Source organism: Leclercia sp. (genome assembly GCF_036780805.1).
Classification (GTDB): Bacteria; Pseudomonadota; Gammaproteobacteria; order Enterobacterales; family Enterobacteriaceae; genus Enterobacter.
On sequence record NZ_DAIQCE010000001.1, the window covers coordinates 213,389 to 230,878 of the forward strand.

Annotated in this window: 16 protein-coding genes; 10 read left to right on the top strand and 6 right to left on the bottom strand. The window is 55.8% G+C overall.

Annotation, left to right across the window (positions count from 1 at the left end; genetic code table 11):
* The first annotated feature begins 161 nt into the window (after positions 1-161).
* The 3 genes from mglB to mglC all read left to right on the top strand — a co-directional run bounded on the left by mglB (position 162) and on the right by mglC (position 3,778).
* The gene (gene mglB / locus V7Q49_RS00905) at positions 162-1,160 is read left to right on the top strand and encodes a galactose/glucose ABC transporter substrate-binding protein MglB (protein WP_333848848.1); all 999 of its coding nucleotides are present in this window, start codon (positions 162-164) and stop codon (positions 1,158-1,160) included.
* A gap of 71 nt (positions 1,161-1,231) precedes the next feature.
* Positions 1,232-2,752, top strand: coding sequence for a galactose/methyl galactoside ABC transporter ATP-binding protein MglA (mglA, locus tag V7Q49_RS00910; RefSeq protein ID WP_333848849.1), 1,521 nt, complete (start codon positions 1,232-1,234; stop codon positions 2,750-2,752).
* A 15-nt stretch (positions 2,753-2,767) separates the two neighbouring features.
* On the top strand, positions 2,768-3,778 hold the full coding sequence (gene mglC / locus V7Q49_RS00915) for a galactose/methyl galactoside ABC transporter permease MglC (RefSeq protein WP_333848850.1): 1,011 nt from the start codon (positions 2,768-2,770) through the stop codon (positions 3,776-3,778).
* Between the two features lie 49 nt (positions 3,779-3,827).
* Here the strand turns inward: mglC and V7Q49_RS00920 are convergent, their stop codons facing one another.
* The 6 genes from V7Q49_RS00920 to V7Q49_RS00945 all read right to left on the bottom strand — a co-directional run bounded on the left by V7Q49_RS00920 (position 3,828) and on the right by V7Q49_RS00945 (position 8,712).
* Entirely contained in the window at positions 3,828-4,283 is a 456-nt protein-coding gene (locus V7Q49_RS00920; RefSeq protein ID WP_333848851.1) for a helix-turn-helix domain-containing protein, read from the bottom strand.
* Positions 4,280-5,629 (bottom strand): type II toxin-antitoxin system HipA family toxin, encoded by a 1,350-nt coding sequence (locus V7Q49_RS00925; RefSeq protein WP_333848852.1) that lies wholly within the window; start codon positions 5,627-5,629, stop codon positions 4,280-4,282. The genes V7Q49_RS00920 and V7Q49_RS00925 overlap by 4 nt, the downstream gene beginning before the upstream one ends.
* A gap of 137 nt (positions 5,630-5,766) precedes the next feature.
* Entirely contained in the window at positions 5,767-6,480 is a 714-nt protein-coding gene (sanA, locus tag V7Q49_RS00930) for an outer membrane permeability protein SanA (protein ID WP_333848854.1), read from the bottom strand.
* Positions 6,481-6,608: 128 nt separating this feature from the next.
* Positions 6,609-7,493 carry a cytidine deaminase gene (cdd, locus tag V7Q49_RS00935; protein ID WP_333848855.1) on the bottom strand — a complete coding sequence of 295 codons (885 nt, stop codon included), beginning with the start codon at positions 7,491-7,493 and terminating at the stop codon, positions 6,609-6,611.
* A gap of 128 nt (positions 7,494-7,621) precedes the next feature.
* On the bottom strand, positions 7,622-8,317 hold the full coding sequence (locus tag V7Q49_RS00940; protein WP_333848856.1) for a CidB/LrgB family autolysis modulator: 696 nt from the start codon (positions 8,315-8,317) through the stop codon (positions 7,622-7,624).
* The gene (locus V7Q49_RS00945; RefSeq protein WP_333848857.1) at positions 8,314-8,712 is read right to left on the bottom strand and encodes a CidA/LrgA family protein; all 399 of its coding nucleotides are present in this window, start codon (positions 8,710-8,712) and stop codon (positions 8,314-8,316) included. The genes V7Q49_RS00940 and V7Q49_RS00945 overlap by 4 nt, the downstream gene beginning before the upstream one ends.
* A gap of 210 nt (positions 8,713-8,922) precedes the next feature.
* Here V7Q49_RS00945 and map point away from each other — a divergent pair, with 210 nt between their 5' ends.
* The 7 genes from map to V7Q49_RS00980 all read left to right on the top strand — a co-directional run bounded on the left by map (position 8,923) and on the right by V7Q49_RS00980 (position 17,490).
* The gene (gene map, locus V7Q49_RS00950) at positions 8,923-9,702 is read left to right on the top strand and encodes a type I methionyl aminopeptidase (protein ID WP_333848858.1); all 780 of its coding nucleotides are present in this window, start codon (positions 8,923-8,925) and stop codon (positions 9,700-9,702) included.
* Between the two features lie 77 nt (positions 9,703-9,779).
* Positions 9,780-10,712 carry a tRNA dihydrouridine(16) synthase DusC gene (dusC, locus tag V7Q49_RS00955; protein WP_333848859.1) on the top strand — a complete coding sequence of 311 codons (933 nt, stop codon included), beginning with the start codon at positions 9,780-9,782 and terminating at the stop codon, positions 10,710-10,712.
* Positions 10,713-10,869: 157 nt separating this feature from the next.
* On the top strand, positions 10,870-11,703 hold the full coding sequence (gene licT / locus V7Q49_RS00960; RefSeq protein ID WP_333848860.1) for a BglG family transcription antiterminator LicT: 834 nt from the start codon (positions 10,870-10,872) through the stop codon (positions 11,701-11,703).
* Between the two features lie 136 nt (positions 11,704-11,839).
* On the top strand, positions 11,840-13,696 hold the full coding sequence (gene bglF, locus V7Q49_RS00965) for a PTS beta-glucoside transporter subunit IIABC (RefSeq protein ID WP_333848861.1): 1,857 nt from the start codon (positions 11,840-11,842) through the stop codon (positions 13,694-13,696).
* Between the two features lie 15 nt (positions 13,697-13,711).
* Positions 13,712-15,106, top strand: coding sequence for a glycoside hydrolase family 1 protein (locus V7Q49_RS00970; RefSeq protein ID WP_333848862.1), 1,395 nt, complete (start codon positions 13,712-13,714; stop codon positions 15,104-15,106).
* A 141-nt stretch (positions 15,107-15,247) separates the two neighbouring features.
* On the top strand, positions 15,248-16,666 hold the full coding sequence (gene mdtQ / locus V7Q49_RS00975) for a multidrug resistance outer membrane protein MdtQ (RefSeq protein WP_333848863.1): 1,419 nt from the start codon (positions 15,248-15,250) through the stop codon (positions 16,664-16,666).
* A gap of 50 nt (positions 16,667-16,716) precedes the next feature.
* Positions 16,717-17,490: an SDR family oxidoreductase gene (locus tag V7Q49_RS00980; RefSeq protein ID WP_333848864.1), complete on the top strand. Its 774-nt coding sequence runs from the start codon at positions 16,717-16,719 to the stop codon at positions 17,488-17,490.

The following is a 17,490-nucleotide window of genomic DNA, read 5'->3' on the forward strand; positions in this document are numbered from 1 at the left end:
TCAGGACACGTTAAACATCCAAAAAAACGCATTCTGGAGCGTTACCGACCAAGGAAGATAGAAATTTTATAAGTGGACTTCGGCCGGCATTAACGTTTCATTAACATTTGCCCGCCGATCGTTATTCACACGAACTACCCTGCATAAAAACCGGAGATATCATGAATAAGAAGGTGTTGACTCTGTCTGCTGTTATGGCAAGCATGCTTTTTGGTGCAACCGCGCACGCTGCAGATAGCCGTATTGGTGTGACTATCTATAAATACGACGATAACTTTATGTCTGTTGTGCGTAAGGCCATCGAAAAAGAGGGTAAATCAGCGCCAGACGTGCAGCTGCTGATGAATGACTCCCAGAATGACCAGTCCAAACAGAACGACCAGATCGACGTACTGCTGGCAAAAGGCGTGAAAGCACTGGCAATCAACCTGGTTGACCCGGCGGCTGCAGGCACCGTTATTGAGAAAGCACGTGGCCAGAATGTGCCAATCGTGTTCTTCAACAAAGAACCTTCCCGTAAGGCGCTGGATAGCTACGACAAAGCCTTCTACGTGGGCACCGACTCCAAAGAATCCGGCATCATTCAGGGCGACCTGATTGCCAAACACTGGGCGGCCAACCCGAACTGGGATCTGAACAAAGACGGTCAGATTCAGTTTGTTCTGCTGAAAGGCGAGCCAGGCCACCCGGATGCTGAAGCACGTACCACTTATGTGATCAAAGAGCTGAACGACAAGGGTCTGAAAACCCAGCAGCTGGCATTAGATACCGCTATGTGGGACACCGCTCAGGCGAAAGACAAGATGGACGCATGGCTGTCCGGCCCGAACGCTAACAAAATCGAAGTGGTTATCGCCAACAACGATGCGATGGCAATGGGTGCAGTAGAAGCGCTGAAAGCACACAACAAATCCTCAATCCCGGTATTTGGCGTGGATGCTCTGCCAGAAGCGCTGGCACTGGTTAAATCTGGCGCAATGGCCGGTACCGTGCTGAACGATGCTAACAACCAGGCGAAAGCCACCTTCGATCTGGCGAAAAACCTGGCAGACGGCAAAGGCGCTGCTGACGGCACCAACTGGAAAATCGACAACAAAATTGTTCGCGTACCTTACGTTGGCGTAGATCAGGAAAACCTGTCGCAGTTCACCGGCAAATAAGTTTTAGCATTCCACTGGGCGCAGCTTCTGCGCCCTTTTATCACGCGACGCGAGGCCGAGAAGGTATAATTATGGTCAGCACAACGACTCAGTCGTCCGGTGAATACTTGTTGGAAATGAGCGGTATCAACAAGTCTTTTCCCGGTGTTAAAGCACTGGATAATGTTAATTTAAAAGTACGGCCTCACTCCATTCACGCCTTAATGGGTGAAAACGGTGCGGGTAAATCAACATTATTGAAATGCTTATTTGGGATCTATTCAAAAGATTCTGGCAGCATTCTTTTTCAGGGGAAAGAGATCGATTTCCATTCTGCCAAAGAGGCACTGGAAAACGGTATTTCGATGGTTCACCAGGAACTTAACCTGGTTCTTCAGCGTTCTGTTATGGACAATATGTGGCTGGGTCGTTATCCGACCAAAGGCGTATTTGTCGATCAGGACAAAATGTATCGCGATACCAAAGCGATTTTTGATGAACTGGATATTGATATCGATCCGCGCGCGCGCGTGGGTACGTTATCAGTTTCACAGATGCAGATGATCGAAATCGCCAAGGCCTTCTCCTATAACGCGAAAATCGTGATTATGGATGAGCCGACCTCTTCATTAACGGAGAAAGAGGTGAACCACCTGTTCACTATTATCCGTAAGCTGAAGGATCGCGGCTGCGGCATCGTTTATATCTCGCATAAAATGGAAGAGATCTTCCAGCTGTGTGATGAGATCACAGTGCTACGCGACGGCCAGTGGATCGCCACCCAGCCGCTGGAAGGGCTGGATATGGACAAGATCATCGCCATGATGGTCGGTCGTTCCCTGAACCAGCGCTTCCCGAGCAAAGAGAACAAGCCGGGCGAAGTGATTCTGGAAGTGCGCAACCTGACGTCATTGCGCCAGCCTTCCATTCGCGATATCTCCTTCGACCTGCACAAAGGAGAGATCCTCGGGATTGCCGGTCTGGTCGGGGCCAAGCGTACCGATATCGTGGAGACCCTGTTCGGGATTCGTGAGAAATCCGGCGGGACCATTACCCTGCACGGTAAAAAGATCAATAACCATAACGCCAACGAAGCCATTAACCACGGTTTTGCGCTGGTGACGGAAGAGCGGCGCTCGACCGGTATTTATGCCTATCTGGATATTAACTTTAACTCCTTAATTTCTAATATTCATAATTACAAAAACAAAATCGGTCTGTTGGATAATTCCCGCATGAAAAGCGATACCCAGTGGGTAATTGACTCTATGCGCGTAAAAACCCCAGGACATCGCACGCAAATTGGCTCGCTCTCCGGTGGTAACCAGCAAAAGGTGATTATTGGCCGCTGGCTGTTAACCCAGCCTGAAATTCTGATGCTGGATGAACCGACCCGTGGTATCGACGTCGGCGCAAAATTTGAGATTTATCAGCTGATTGCTGAATTAGCCAAGAAAGATAAAGGGATTATTATTATTTCGTCCGAAATGCCGGAATTGTTAGGGATCACCGATCGTATTCTGGTCATGAGCAATGGTCTCGTTGCCGGAATTGTTGAAACCAAAACGACAACGCAAAACGAAATTTTGCGTCTTGCGTCTTTGCACCTTTAAGCTTAGGGGCTCCACATGAGTGCGTTAAATAAGAAAAGTTTCCTTACTTATCTGAAAGAAGGCGGTATTTACGTTGTTCTTTTAGTCTTGCTGGCCATTATTATTTTCCAGGATCCGACATTCTTAAGTCTGCTGAACTTAAGTAACATTCTGACGCAGTCTTCGGTACGTATTATTATCGCGCTGGGCGTGGCGGGTCTGATCGTCACCCAGGGTACTGACCTGTCAGCCGGTCGTCAGGTCGGTCTGGCTGCGGTTGTCGCGGCAACGCTTCTACAGTCGATGGAAAACGCCAACAAGGTGTTCCCGGAAATGGCGACCATGCCCATTATCCTGGTGGTCCTGATTGTCTGCGTTATCGGTGCGGTTATTGGTCTGATTAACGGTATTATCATCGCTTACCTGAACGTTACGCCGTTCATCACCACTCTGGGTACGATGATCATCGTTTACGGTATTAACTCCCTGTACTACGACTTCGTGGGGGCATCGCCGATTTCCGGTTTCGACAGCGGGTTCTCCACCTTTGCGCAGGGCTTTATCGCGCTGGGCAGCTTCCGCCTCTCCTACATCACCTTCTACGCCCTGATTGCAGTGGCGTTTGTCTGGGTGCTGTGGAACAAAACCCGCTTCGGTAAGAACATCTTCGCTATCGGCGGTAACCCGGAAGCGGCGAAAGTCTCCGGTGTTAACGTGGCGCTGAACCTGCTGGTGATTTATGCCCTGTCCGGCGTGTTCTACGCGTTCGGTGGTTTACTGGAAGCGGGCCGTATCGGCTCTGCCACCAACAACCTCGGCTTTATGTATGAGCTGGATGCGATTGCCGCGTGCGTCGTGGGTGGCGTGTCCTTCAGCGGTGGTGTGGGTACCGTTCTCGGCGTGGTAACCGGTGTGATCATCTTCACCGTGATCAACTACGGTCTGACCTATATCGGCGTGAACCCGTACTGGCAGTACATTATTAAAGGCGCGATTATTATCTTCGCCGTTGCGCTGGACTCCCTGAAGTACGCGCGTAAAAAGTAAGATTTGTGATAACAAAAAACCCGCTTATCACCAGCGGGTTTTTTTATGATTATTGTGGTTCATTCGCTAACAGCGACACGATAAGTGATTTTGAGGTGGGTACCAGCCCGGTTTCCAGCCCGAACGGTTTAAAGACCTTATTAATCATCTCTGCAGAAAAATTGCCTTTATCATTTTCCACTTCTGATAACGTCTTACGCGCCACCTTCACCAGACGAGCATAATCATCCTGCCGCAGGCCCAAAACCTCGATCCTGAGTCGCTTCAATGCCTGGCCTTGCGTAACAGTCCCCAGCAACAGATCGCGGATAATGGCATTCATCACCGATTTACGCTCCAGCGTGTTAACCCGGGATTTATTGCGGGAAAATCGCTGACTGCCTGACCCTGTTAAGGGCGCTTTATCCGCTTCGGGAAGCGGAGAAGAAGGAAGACGCTGATTGCGGCTTCGTAGATTTGCCAGCGTGGCACTCAGGTCTGACTGTTTCTTATCAGAAGATTTCATAGCAATTTCCAGCGCGTCAGTTTATCGGCAATAAAGTTGAAGCCAGTGGCGGGCATCTCAAGAATCTGCTCTGGTACACCACGTTCTTGTAAGCGTGCTTTAAGCCCAACAAGCTGCGCTGATGTTTCCTGTAATGCCGCGAGCAGTTGGGGGACGGGAACGAGATCGGACAGCGCCTGAGCGATGCCGGTGAAATCATAATCACCACCTGATTCATAGGGTGATGCCCATTTTGTCGAGCGTGGTATCCCTTCCGGGTCTGCTTTCATCGGGGCAAAATCGTATATCGGTGCCAGATAAAGGGTCTTTTCCGTTTTGATAAAAGCGGTGTTGCGACCGTGATTATCACTGTTGCCGAACAAAATATTCAGCAGGTCGCGGCGAACCCATTCAATGACAAAGGCGGGGATATCAAAATCATATCCCTGTTCGCGACACATATTACTGCGTATGATTTTGTCGATTAATGTGCGGATGGTCGTTTCATGATCGAGCGTAACGCCAGGCCCCTTTTGCAGCAGAGAATAGACAGATTCCATCCCCAGCTTGATTAACTCCCCTTGCGCATTTCTGGCGATATCAAAACGGGGAAGCCATAAAGAAGGGTAGCTGCGACCTTCTGTTAGCTTCATTCCTTCTGTGGGTATAGTGCTGAACCCCATTGCTGTTAGCTCATGATAATAATGAAATTCAGCTCTCAATATATTGCAGTCGATTTCGTTCCTTGCCCCCCGGGGGTACTTAACCAAATAATAACTGTCCTGGTTATCAGGGTTATTTTGCCAGGTATCGATCCAGATTCGTTGTTCTTTGCTGCAACGTAACAATAATTTTGGCGCTTCCCCACCAGCACCTGTTGCCCCACCAGCTGCGGCACCTCTCTCCTGAGCATAATCGAGAAAATCGGCGGCGCGGTTAATAACATCTTCTACCGTAAAATAGTGCGCTTCCGCACGCGGATAATAATCGGGAACGGATTCTTTAATGCGAAAGTTACCCACAGGAGACATCGTGCCATATTTCAGCAAGATAAAATTTTGCTGACCAACGGGCAGATCGTTAATGTCGAGATAGTTCACCCAGTAACGACGACTCGCGCCGCTTGGGATAATGTCATCCAGGAATCTCAGCCAGCCGGGCTTACCCTGATCGTTAAAGTAGAGGGAGACAGGATAATTTAGTGAGACGGCATGGTGATCGTCGTAGTCAAGAAAATCGATCGCGTAATCAGAGAGATAGTTGACCTCTGTGGTTCGCCAGTCGTCATTATCGCTATAAGGGAAAGTGACAATTGCAATGTCTTGCCATTCGCTGCGCAACCACGCCTGTAGGGTTAATGACTCCATTATCGTCTCCTGATTCCCGTATGAGTAAAATATTACGCATTAACCAGCAATTTTCCAGTTAATGTAACTTATATCACTCATAATTGGGCGCTGGAGGATTTAATGTGTGCCATAGACCACATTAAATTCAGGGGGCATCATTTCTTCTTCTGCATCTCCAGCAGCTGCTCTGGAGTTACCGCCGGATAACCCTGGGCATCTTCCGGCACTTCCAGCATCGCCGGGATCGGCACCAGCGGGCCTAAGAATCGTGGTTCGCGTTTGAAGACATAGAGATCGGCCAGCGCACCCAGGCGGGCACCGAATTCGCGCACCCGCACGGTGAGCATGTCTTTCGGCGACGGGACGGCATAGCACTGCGCCTGAATACCCATATGCAGGGCAATAAACAGCGCGCGCTCGCAGTGGAAGCGCTGGGTGATGATGATGAAATCGTTGGTATCGAATACCTTACGGGTGCGGACAATCGAATCGAGGGTTCGGAAACCGGCGTAATCGAGCACGATATCCGCTGGATCCACGCCTGCGGCAATCAGGTCTTTACGCATGGTGACCGGCTCGTTATAGCTCTGCAGGGCGTTATCGCCGCTTAATAGTAGATAGTTGACCTTGCCGCTGTTGTAGGCGTTGAGTGCGCCCTGAATGCGGTAACGGTAATACTGGTTGATCACCCCGGTGCGGTAATACTTGGCGGTGCCGAGCACCACGCCAACCTGGCGGTAGGGCAGGTCCTGAAGGTCGTCGAAGATATAGGGGGCTGTTTTCCAGCTCATCCAGCGGTCGAGGCCCAGCGCAGTCAGCAGCACGATGGCGATCAGGGCAACCAGGCTGTAAAACATGCGCTTTAACATACAGATGACTCGTACCAAAGGTGAAATTTCACTCAGGCTACTTTACCCGTCTGGTAAGCGCAAGAAACGGCGGTTTAATTGGGGGGATTTTCATCAATTGTGCGGGCATTGCTGCCCGCATCAGAGGCTTACGCCAGCAGCACGCGGTCGATGCTGGTGCAACCCAGGGCGCGCAGCGTGGCCGCGGTAGCATCCCACTGGATCAGTGAAGCATCGGCTTTTTCCGCCAGGATGGCACGCTGAATATCCGGGTAGTCGTAACCGTTGAGGCTGAGCAGATTCAGTGCGCCCTGCAGCGGCGGCAGCGTCGGGTTAAAGGCGGCGTTCTCGGCATAGCTGCCGGTGAAAAGTCGGCCATCGCGGCACTCCAGCGCCACCCCGCTCGGGGAGTTGCTGTACGGCGCATGCGACCTGTTGGCGGCGAGGATAGCGGCCTGAGCCAGCGCGTCGCCGCTGACATCGTAGCCATGATCCTGCTCATCCATCAGCAGAGATTTAATCTCCAGATCCTTCGGTCCGAAGGCGTCCGGCAGGTAATCCGCCAGGGTATGCGGATCGCGGCCCGGCAGGTTGATGCGCAGCTGCAATCCGCTGTTAAGCTCGTTCATAAACTGGCGGCAGTGGCCGCAGGGGGTATAGTTCACGGTGATGGCCTGCAGGGATTTTTCACCGCGCAGCCAGGCGTGGCTGATAGCGCTCTGTTCCGCATGCACCGTCTGCTGCATGGTCGCCCCGAGAAACTCCATATTGCCGCCGAAGTACCAGGTGCCGCTCACGCCGCGCGCAATGGCGCCAACGTTGAAATGGGAGAGGTCAGCGCGGGCGCAGGCCGCCGCCAGCGGCAGAAGCGCAAAGGCCAGCGCGTCATCATCCAGATCGGTGGCACCTTTCAGTGCGGTGACCTGTTCAGCCGTCAGCAGGGCGGGGAAGTGTGCATCCGCCAGAACCGGGGCCAGGGCTGACTGCAAATTCTCTGCAAGCTGAGCGAAAGCTGATTGAAAACGTGGATGCATGGCGTTGCCTCATAAAGGTTAATGGATCGGTAGTGTACGGAGCCGTCAGGGCTTTATATGTGACTAAGATCTCATTATGTGTGCAACTTATGAAACTCAAATGAAAAATGCGCGACGCGTCGCAAATTTTAGCCCATTACCGCCAGAATAATCGGGAACAGGAACGGTGCAATCAGTGAGGTCATGATCCCGCAGATCACCAGCGCCAGGGAGCTGAATGCCCCTTCCTGATAATCCAGCTCCGCGCAGCGGGCGGTACCGAGGGCGTGCGACGCCGTACCCATCGCCAGGCCACGGGCAGATTTGGTGTGAATGCGCATGGCGTTCAGCAGCGTATGGCCCAATACCGCCCCAAGAATACCGACATAAATGACGCACACGGCGCTGATCGCCGGGATGCCGCCGAGACTGCCGCCCACCGCCATCGCGATCGGGGTGGTCACCGATTTAGGTAGAATAGAGGCCGCGATTTCCGGGGTTGCCCCCATCAGCAGCGCCACCGAAGTGCCGGTGATCATCGCCACTACGCTGCCCACCAGGCAGATGGTAATGATCGACTTCCAGCGGGCGCGGATCTGGTGCAGCTGCTCATACAGCGGAAACGCCAGCGCGACCACCGCAGGCTGGAGCAGATCGTTGAGCACCTTGCTGCCCTGGAAATATTTCGCGTAGGGAATGCCGGTCAACAGCAGGAAAGGAATAATCACCACCATTGCCACCAGCAGGGGGTTAAGCAGCGGGAACTTCAGGCGCACTGCCAGCTTGCGGGCGGCGAAGAACACCGCCACGGTGAGCGGCAGCGACCACCAGATATTGGCCATCATTTTTTCTGTCCTTTCTGTCCAACCACGTTACGTTCTCCATGCGCCAGATGGGTGCTCCAGCTCACCACTAAAAACACCACCAGCGTGCTGATAGTGCAGGAGACAAATATCGGACCAAACTGGGCGCTCAACAGGTCGTAATACTGCATTACCCCCACGCCAATCGGCACAAACAGCAGCGCCATATAGCGGATTAATACCGAGCAGCCGGGCTTAACCCATTTTGCCGGGAGGATTTGCAGCGCGAGCAGCACAAACAGGATCAGCATGCCAATAATGCTGCCGGGGATGGTGATGGGCAGCAGGGAAGCGAGGAAGATCCCCGCGTACAGGCAGGCGTAAATCAGGATGAAGGCGCGCAGGTATTGCCAGACAACGAACAGTGATTTCTTCATGGTGAAAGTCCTTAATGGAACGCATTCATCATACAATTAAAACCGGAAACGTGCTACGGATCACATCATGACTTTTGAGCATACCAGACATTACTTTCTGGAACCTTGGGCATTTCCCCAAACCGCAGGAGACATTGTGACGCGGGCAAGATACGATCGGCGGATAAACGGATACTGAAATCCGGTGCCACCCAATACCTGAGGTAATCAATGCCAACAATTGTTATTAAAACCGCCGATGAGCTGGCCCGCCAGCGCCACGCGGGTGAACTGCTGGCTTCCGTGTTCACCATGCTGGACGAGTTTATTAAGCCTGGCGTATCAACCATGGAGATCAACAACCGCGCAGAGGCGTTTATCGTCGAGCAGCTTCACTCCCGCCCGGCCAGCAAAGGGCAGTATGACTACCCTTACGTGCTGAATACCTCGGTGAACGACGTGGTCTGCCACGGGATCCCGAAGGAGTCGGAGCATCTTAAGTCGGGCTCTATCGTTAACGTCGACATTACCCTCGAAAACGCGGGCATGATCGCCGACTCCAGTAAAATGTATCTCATTGGTGAGGTTTCGCCCCTGGCCCGCCGGCTGGTGAAAGCGACCTACGAGGGGATGTGGAAGGGGATTAAAGCCGTCAAGCCGGGCGCGACGCTGGGGGATATTGGCCACGCCATTCAGTCATACGTCGAAAGTCACGGCTACAGCGTGGTACGGGAGTATTGCGGCCACGGCATTGGCAAGGAGATGCACGAAGAGCCGCAGATCCTGCACTACGGCAAACCCGGCGAAGGCCCGGTATTGCAGGAGGGGATGGTCTTTACCATCGAACCGATGATCAATCAGGGCGACAGCCGCATTAAAACCAAAAAGGACGGCTGGACGGTGGTCACCCGGGACAAAAAGCTCTCTGCGCAATGGGAACACACCATCGCCGTAACGGCAGACGGTTTTGAGGTACTCACCCTGCGCCCCGAAGAGACCCTCCCTGATTAAAACCGCAACCCTGCACGACGCTTCCCACCTTTGGCGGGAGCGGCTACTATAGCGCGTCTTTTTTTACGGGTACTGATATGCGTGTATTACTGGCACCGATGGAAGGCGTGCTCGATTCGCTGGTGCGTGAGCTGCTGACCGACGTTAACGATTATGACCACTGCATCACCGAATTCCTGCGGGTGGTGGATATGTTGTTGCCGGTAAAATCGTTTTACAGACTCTGCCCGGAGCTGCATCACCAGAGCCGCACTCCCTCCGGCACCCTGGTGCGGGTTCAACTGCTGGGACAATATCCCGAATGGCTGGCGGAAAACGCCGCCCGCGCCGTGGAGCTGGGCTCCTGGGGCGTGGACCTGAACTGCGGATGTCCATCGAAAATGGTCAACGGCAGCGGCGGGGGGGCTACGCTGCTCAAGGATCCTGAGCTGATCTACCGCGGCGCGAAAGCGATGCGCGAGGCGGTGCCCTCTCATCTGCCGGTCACGGTGAAGGTGCGTCTGGGCTGGGACAGCGGCGACAGGCAGTTTGAAATTGCCGATGCCGTCCAGCAGGCGGGCGCCAGCGAGCTGGTGGTGCATGGCCGCACCAAAGAAGATGGCTACAAGGCCGAGCGCATTAACTGGCAGGCCATTGGCGAGATCCGCCAGCGGCTGACCATCCCGGTGGTGGCTAACGGCGAAATCTGGGATCGCGAAAGCGCGCTGGCCTGTATGAAGGAGACCGGCTGCGATTCAGTCATGATCGGGCGCGGGGCGCTGAACGTGCCAAACCTCAGCCGGGTGATCAAATACAATGAGCCGCGCATGCCCTGGCCGGAGGTGGTGACGCTGCTGAAGAAGTACACCCGCCTCGAAAAGCAGGGCGACACCGGCCTGTACCACGTGGCGCGCATCAAGCAGTGGCTGAGCTATCTGCGTAAAGAGTACGACGACGCGCTGGACCTGTTCCAGGAGATCCGCGCCCTGCAATCCTCGGCGGAGATCGCCCGGGTCATTCAGTCAAAATAAGCCAACGTCGATCTGCGTCACGTTTTTTAGCGGGGCGCATTGTGGCATCGAACGAAACTGGTAAAGTGCGCTAACTGGATTGTTACTGCTGCGGCAGGCAAAACCTGATTTTCTGGCATCTGCCGGAGGTCAGGTTTTTTTGTTTCTGGGGCATGGAATGAAAATCGCCAAAATACTGAATAACAATGTGGTGGTTGTTCTGGATGAACAGGGGCGCGAACAGGTGGTGATGGGCCGTGGGCTGGCCTTTCAAAAGCACCCTGGCGATCGGGTCCCGAAAGAGAACATCGAGAAAGTGTTTGCCCTGCAAAGCGACGAGCTGGTGCAGCGGCTGGGGGAGTTACTCAGCCAGATCCCGCTGGAAGTGATGACCACCTGCGACCGCATTATCGGGCTGGCGACGCAGCGGCTGGGAAAACTGCAGGAGAGTTTGTACATCACCTTAACCGACCACTGCTACTTTGCGATTGAGCGGCAGAAGAAGGGGCTGGGAATCAAAAACGTGCTGCTGTGGGACATTAAGCGGCTCTACCCGAAAGAGTTTGAGCTGGGCCAGCAGGCCCGGGCCATCATCGCTAAACGGCTTGACGTCGAGCTGGGCGAAGATGAAGCCGGGTTTATCGCGCTGCATCTGGTCACTGCCCAGCTGCACAGCGAGATGCCGGAGGTGATGCACGTCACCCGGGTGATGCAGGAGATCCTGCAGCTGGTGAAATACAGCTTACAGCTGGAGTATGACGAGGAGTCGCTAAGCTATCAGCGCTTCGTCACCCATCTGAAGTTTTTCGCCCAGCGGATGCTGACCCGCACCGTGGTTGCGGATGACGATGCCTCGCTGCACTCGGCGGTTAAAGAGAACTACGGCAAAGCCTGGGTGTGCGCTGAGAAGATTGCCCGGCATTTGCAAAAGAGTTATCAGCGCGAACTGACCACCGAAGAGATTATGTTTCTCACCATTCATATTGAGCGTGTGAGAAAAGAGGGGCGCTAAGCCCCCACCAACGGATTGTTACTGCACTGTGCAGGCAAAACCTGAGCGCGGCACCCGAAAGGGCGTCGTTCTCGGGTTTTTTTGTTTTTACGACTCAGTCAAACCCTGCCTGCGGGCAGAGAAGAAGGAAACAGAGATGGAATATCAAGCACTGGCGAAGGATATTCTCGGCCACGTTGGGGGCAAAGAGAACATTGTCAGCCTGGTTCATTGCGCGACCCGGCTGCGTTTCAAACTGAAAGACGCTCAGCGTGCGGATGCCGAAGGGCTGAAGACACATCCCGGCGTGATCATGGTGGTCGAAAGCGGCGGCCAGTTCCAGGTTGTGATTGGCAACCACGTCCACGACGTCTGGCTGGCGGTGTGCCAGGAGGCGGGGCTGGCTGATGACGCGCCTGCCGCCGCAGTGGATAAAGGCGAAAAAACCAGCCTCGGCGGCCAGCTTATCGACATTGTCTCCGGCATTTTTACCCCCTTTATCGGTGTCCTCGCCGCCTCGGGGATCCTGAAAGGGATGCTGGCGCTGGCCGTGGTGTGCGGCTGGCTGACCACCGACAGCGGCACGTACAAAATCTGGTTTGCCACCAGTGACGCGCTGTTCTTCTTTTTCCCGCTGGTGCTGGGCTACACCGCCGGGAAAAAGTTTGGCGGCAACCCGTTTATCACCATGGTGATTGGCGGGGCGCTGGTGCATCCGACCATGATTCAGGCCTTCGAGGCCAGCCAGCAGGCGGGCGCGGTGGCAAATGCTTTCCTCGCCGTTCCGGTGACCTGGTTTAACTACAGCGCGTCGGTCATTCCGATCATTCTTGCCGCCTGGGTCAGCTGCTGGCTGGAGAGGCAGGGCAACAAACGCCTGCCATCGGCGATGAAAAATTTCTTCACCCCGCTGATCTGCCTCGGCGTCACGGTGCCGCTCACCTTTCTGGCGATCGGCCCGGTGGCCACCTGGCTCAGTCAGATGCTGGCGAACGGCTACCAGTGGATCTACGTTCTGGCACCGTGGCTGGCGGGCGCGGCGATGGGTGCGGTGTGGCAGGTGTGCGTTATCTTCGGCCTGCACTGGGGGCTGGTGCCGCTGATGATCAATAACCTCGCCGTGCTGGGCCACGACTCCATGCTGCCGATGCTGCTCCCGGCGGTGATGGGCCAGGTGGGGGCCGCGTTCGGCGTATTCCTGCGCACCCGCGACACAAAGCTGAAAATGCTGGCGGGCTCCTCGGTCACGGCCGGGATATTCGGTATCACCGAACCGGCGGTCTATGGCGTGAACCTGCCCCTGCGTCGTCCCTTTATTTTTGGCTGCGTGGCGGGGGCGGTCGGCGGCGCGATTGTCGGTTTCTTCGACACCCACGTCTACTCCTTTGGCTTCGGCAATGTCTTCACCATCGCGCAGATGATCCCCCCGGGCGGAGTGGACGCCACGCTGTGGGGCGGGATTGCGGGCATCGTGGTGGCGCTGGTGCTGAGCTGCGTTCTGACCCTGATTGCCGGCATGCCCGCCAGTCCGGCCACTGCCCCTGTAGCAGCTAACGTCGATGAAGACACGGTGCTCTCCCCGATGCGCGGTACGGTGCTGGCGCTGGACCAGGTGCCGGATACCACCTTCGCCAGCGGTCTGCTCGGTCAGGGCGCGGCGATTATTCCTGCTGATAACAAAGTGATTGCCCCTTTTGCCGGGGAAGTCGCCTCTATTTTTGCCACTAAACATGCCATTGGCCTGCTGAGCGACAGCGGCATCGAAGTGCTGATCCACGTTGGGATCGACACCGTGAAGCTCGACGGCAAGCCGTTTACCGCCCACGTGAAGGTGGGTGACAAAGTCCAGCCGGGCGATCTGCTGCTGGAGTTCGACCGTCAGGCGATTCTTGATGCCGGATACGATCTGGCGACCCCCATTATTATCAGCAACAGCGACGACTACCGCGATGTCGCGACCGTGGCGGCGACCGCCGTCCAGGCCGGCGCGCCGTTGCTTTGCGTAAGCCATTAATAACAGGAGAACCAAATGAAAACTTTCCCGGACGATTTCTTATGGGGCGGCGCGGTTGCCGCGAATCAGGTAGAAGGGGCTTATCTGGACGATGGTAAAGGATTGTCCACCTCTGACGTTCAGCCGCAGGGGGTGTTTGGCCCGGTGGTGGAGCGCGTGGCGGGCGATAGCGGGATCAAAGACGTGGCGATCGATTTCTATCATCGCTACCCGGAGGACATCACACTGTTCGCCGAGATGGGCTTCAGCTGCCTGCGCGTCTCCATTGCCTGGACGCGTATCTTCCCGAACGGCGATGAGCAGCAGCCGAACGAGGCCGGTCTGGCCTTCTACGACAGGCTGTTTGACGAGCTGGCGGCGCACAACATCACCCCGCTGGTGACGCTCTCCCACTACGAGATGCCGTGGGGGCTGGTGAAGCAGTACGGCGGCTGGGGCAGCCGTCAGGTAATTGGCTTCTTCGAGCACTATGCCCGCACCGTCTTCACCCGCTATCAGCACAAGGTGAAGCTGTGGCTCACCTTTAACGAGATCAACATGTCCCTGCACGCGCCGATGACCGGCGTTGGCCTGCCGGAAAGCAGCAGCAAGGCGGAGGTCTATCAGGCGATCCACCATCAGCTGGTGGCGAGCGCGCTGGCGGTGAAAGCCTGCCACGAGATCATCCCGGACGCGAAAATCGGCAACATGCTGCTGGGCGGCCTGGTCTACCCGCTGACCTGCAAGCCGGACGACGTGCTGGAAGCCCTGCAGGAGAACCGCGCCTGGCAGTTCTTCGGCGACGTGCAGTGCCGCGGGGCGTACCCGGGCTATATGCTGCGCTTCTTCCGCGACAACGGCATTCAGCTTGAGATAACCGATGCCGATCGCGAGGCGTTGACATCGACCATCGACTTTATCTCCTTTAGCTACTACATGACCGGCTGTGTCACTACCGACGACGCGCTGAACCAGCAGGCGCGCGCCAATATTCTGAATATGGTGCCTAACCCGCATCTGGCCAGCTCAGAGTGGGGCTGGCAGATCGACCCGGTGGGCCTGCGTACCCTGCTGAACGTGCTCTGGGATCGCTATCAGAAGCCGCTGTTTATCGTCGAGAACGGTCTGGGGGCGAAGGACAAGCCGGACGCCGACGGCGTGGTGCAGGATGATTACCGCATCAGCTACCTCAACGACCATCTGGTGCAGATGCGCGAGGCGATTGACGACGGCGTGGAGGTGATGGGCTACACCAGCTGGGGGCCGATCGATCTGGTGAGCGCCTCCAAAGCGGAGCTGTCGAAACGCTACGGCTTTATCTATGTCGATCGCGACGACAGCGGGGCAGGCACGCTGGCGCGCAGCCGCAAGAAGAGTTTTTACTGGTATCAGGAAGTCATTGCGACCAAGGGCGCTTCGCTGAAAGCCTGATGACCGCAGGGGCGTCCGGCAAAACCGGGCGTCTTTTCTATCTGTGTAAAGGTATGACAAATTGTGGATTGCCACCGATTCCTAAAAAAATGAAGCGCTGCGGGCGTATTTTGCAGCCTTCTTTTTTATGTGAATACTCTAATGAAACCTTCACGTTTTTATGGCTTCTGCCTGCCTCTTTCCCTTTTTCTGGTTGCCTGTGCGCCGCAGCACGATACCGCAGCATCGCTTAATCAACAGATCCCTGCCGCAAAAATAGAGACCGGACTGCCGGCCGGGCAGTGGCCAAAAAATGCGTGGTGGGAGGATTTCCACGATCCGCAGCTGACTGCCCTGATCGTCAAAGCGCAGGCCGACGCCCCGGATATGCAAATTGCCCGGCAGCGCATTGCCCTTGCCGAAGCCCAGGCCAAAATGGCGGTCGCCGACGGGGGCCCGGAAATAAATTTTTCTGCCGATGCTGAACGGCAAAAAATGTCAGCCGAAGGGCTGATGGGGCCCTTTGCGGTCACCGATCCGGCGGCTGGCACCACCGGCCCCTGGTACACCAACGGCACCTTTGGCGTAACCGCTGGCTGGGATCTGGATCTGTGGGGTAAAAACCGCGCCCAGGTTGAGGCCCGCATCGGCAAAGTCAACGCGCAGCAGGCGGAGCTGCAGCAGACCCGCCAGCTGCTTGCTACCAGCGTGGCGCGTCTCTACTGGGAGTGGCAGACTCAGGCTGCGGCCGGGAAGGTATTAACCGCCATCATGCAGGAGCAGGGGAATATTATTCGCACCGATCAGGAGCTGTACCAGCATGGCATCACCTCGTCCGTAGAAGGGGTCGAAACCGATATCAATGCCAGCAAAACCGAGGAGCGGTTGGCAGAGGTGAACGGCAAGATGAAAGCCATTGCCGCGCGTCTGGAAGCCCTGACTAACACACCGTCGATAACCCTCATCCCGCACGCCTTACCCTCTGTCGAAACGAAACTGCCTTCTTCGCTGGGTTACGAACTGCTGGCCCGACGTCCCGATCTGCAGGAAGCCCACTGGGTTATCGAGGCCTCCCTGCATGAGGTGGATGCGGCGAAAGCAGCGTTTTATCCCGACGTGAACCTGATGGCGTTTCTCCAGCAGGATGCGTTGCACCTGAGCGATCTGTTCCGCTCCTCGGCGCAGCAGATGGGCGTCACCGCCGGTCTGACCTTGCCGATTTTTGATAGCGGACGCCTGAATGCGAATCTCGATATCGCCCAGGCCCAGAGCAATCTGTCGGTTGCCAACTACAACAAAGCGGTGGTGGAGGCGGTGAATCAGGTGACCCGCACCGCCAGCGAAGTAGAAACGTTAATCGAGAAAAATCAGCATCAGCAGAGCGTTGAGGCCAATGCCGCGCGGGTGGTGGCGCTGGCGCAGGCGCGTTACCGGGCGGGGATTATCGCCGGGACCCGGGTCAGCGAGGCCAGAATACCCGCCCTGCAGGAACACCTCGCCGGGCTGACGCTGCAGGGGCAGTATATCGATGCCACGCTGCAACTCACCTCCGCGCTGGGTGGCGGCTATCAGCACGGGTAGAAAGTCAGAAGTAACTATACTTACCTCTTTGTGGTTTTCAGGAGGTGAGTATGGGTTCAACCAATCGTGTGGCTATTGTAACGGCATCGGATTCGGGGATCGGCAAAACCACGGCGCTGATGCTGGCGGAGCGCGGGTTTGATATTGGCGTCACCTGGCACTCGGATGAAGAAGGGGCGATGAAAACCTGTCGTGAGATCGAGGCGCGGGGGCAGCGGGCTGAGGCCATCCAGCTGGATCTTAGCCACCTGCCGGACGGGGCGTCGGCGATCGAGAGGCTGATTGAACGCTTCGGACGCATCGACGTGCTGGTCAACAACGCCGGGGCGATGACCAAAGCGTCGTTCCTCGATATGGAGTACGACCAGTGGCGATCCATATTTACCGTCGATGTGGATGGCGCTTTTCTCTGCTCACAGATTGCCGCCCGGCAGATGGTGAAGCAGGGGGAGGGGGGGCGCATCGTCAATATCACCTCGGTGCATGAACATACCCCGCTGCCGGAGGCCAGCGCTTACACCTCGGCCAAGCATGCCCTCGGCGGCCTGACCAAGTCGATGGCGATGGAGCTGGTGCATCACAATATTCTGGTCAACGCCGTCGCGCCCGGGGCCATCGCCACGCCGATGAATAATATGGACGACAGCGAAGTCAAGCCGGGCTCCATGCCGAACATTCCGCTGGCAAGGCCGGGGCATACCAAAGAGATCGCCAGCCTGGTCGCCTGGCTCTGTGACAGCGACGCCAGCTACGCCACCGGACAATCCTTTATCGTCGATGGCGGCTTTATGCTGGGCAATCCGCAGTTTAAACCGGCGGAGTAA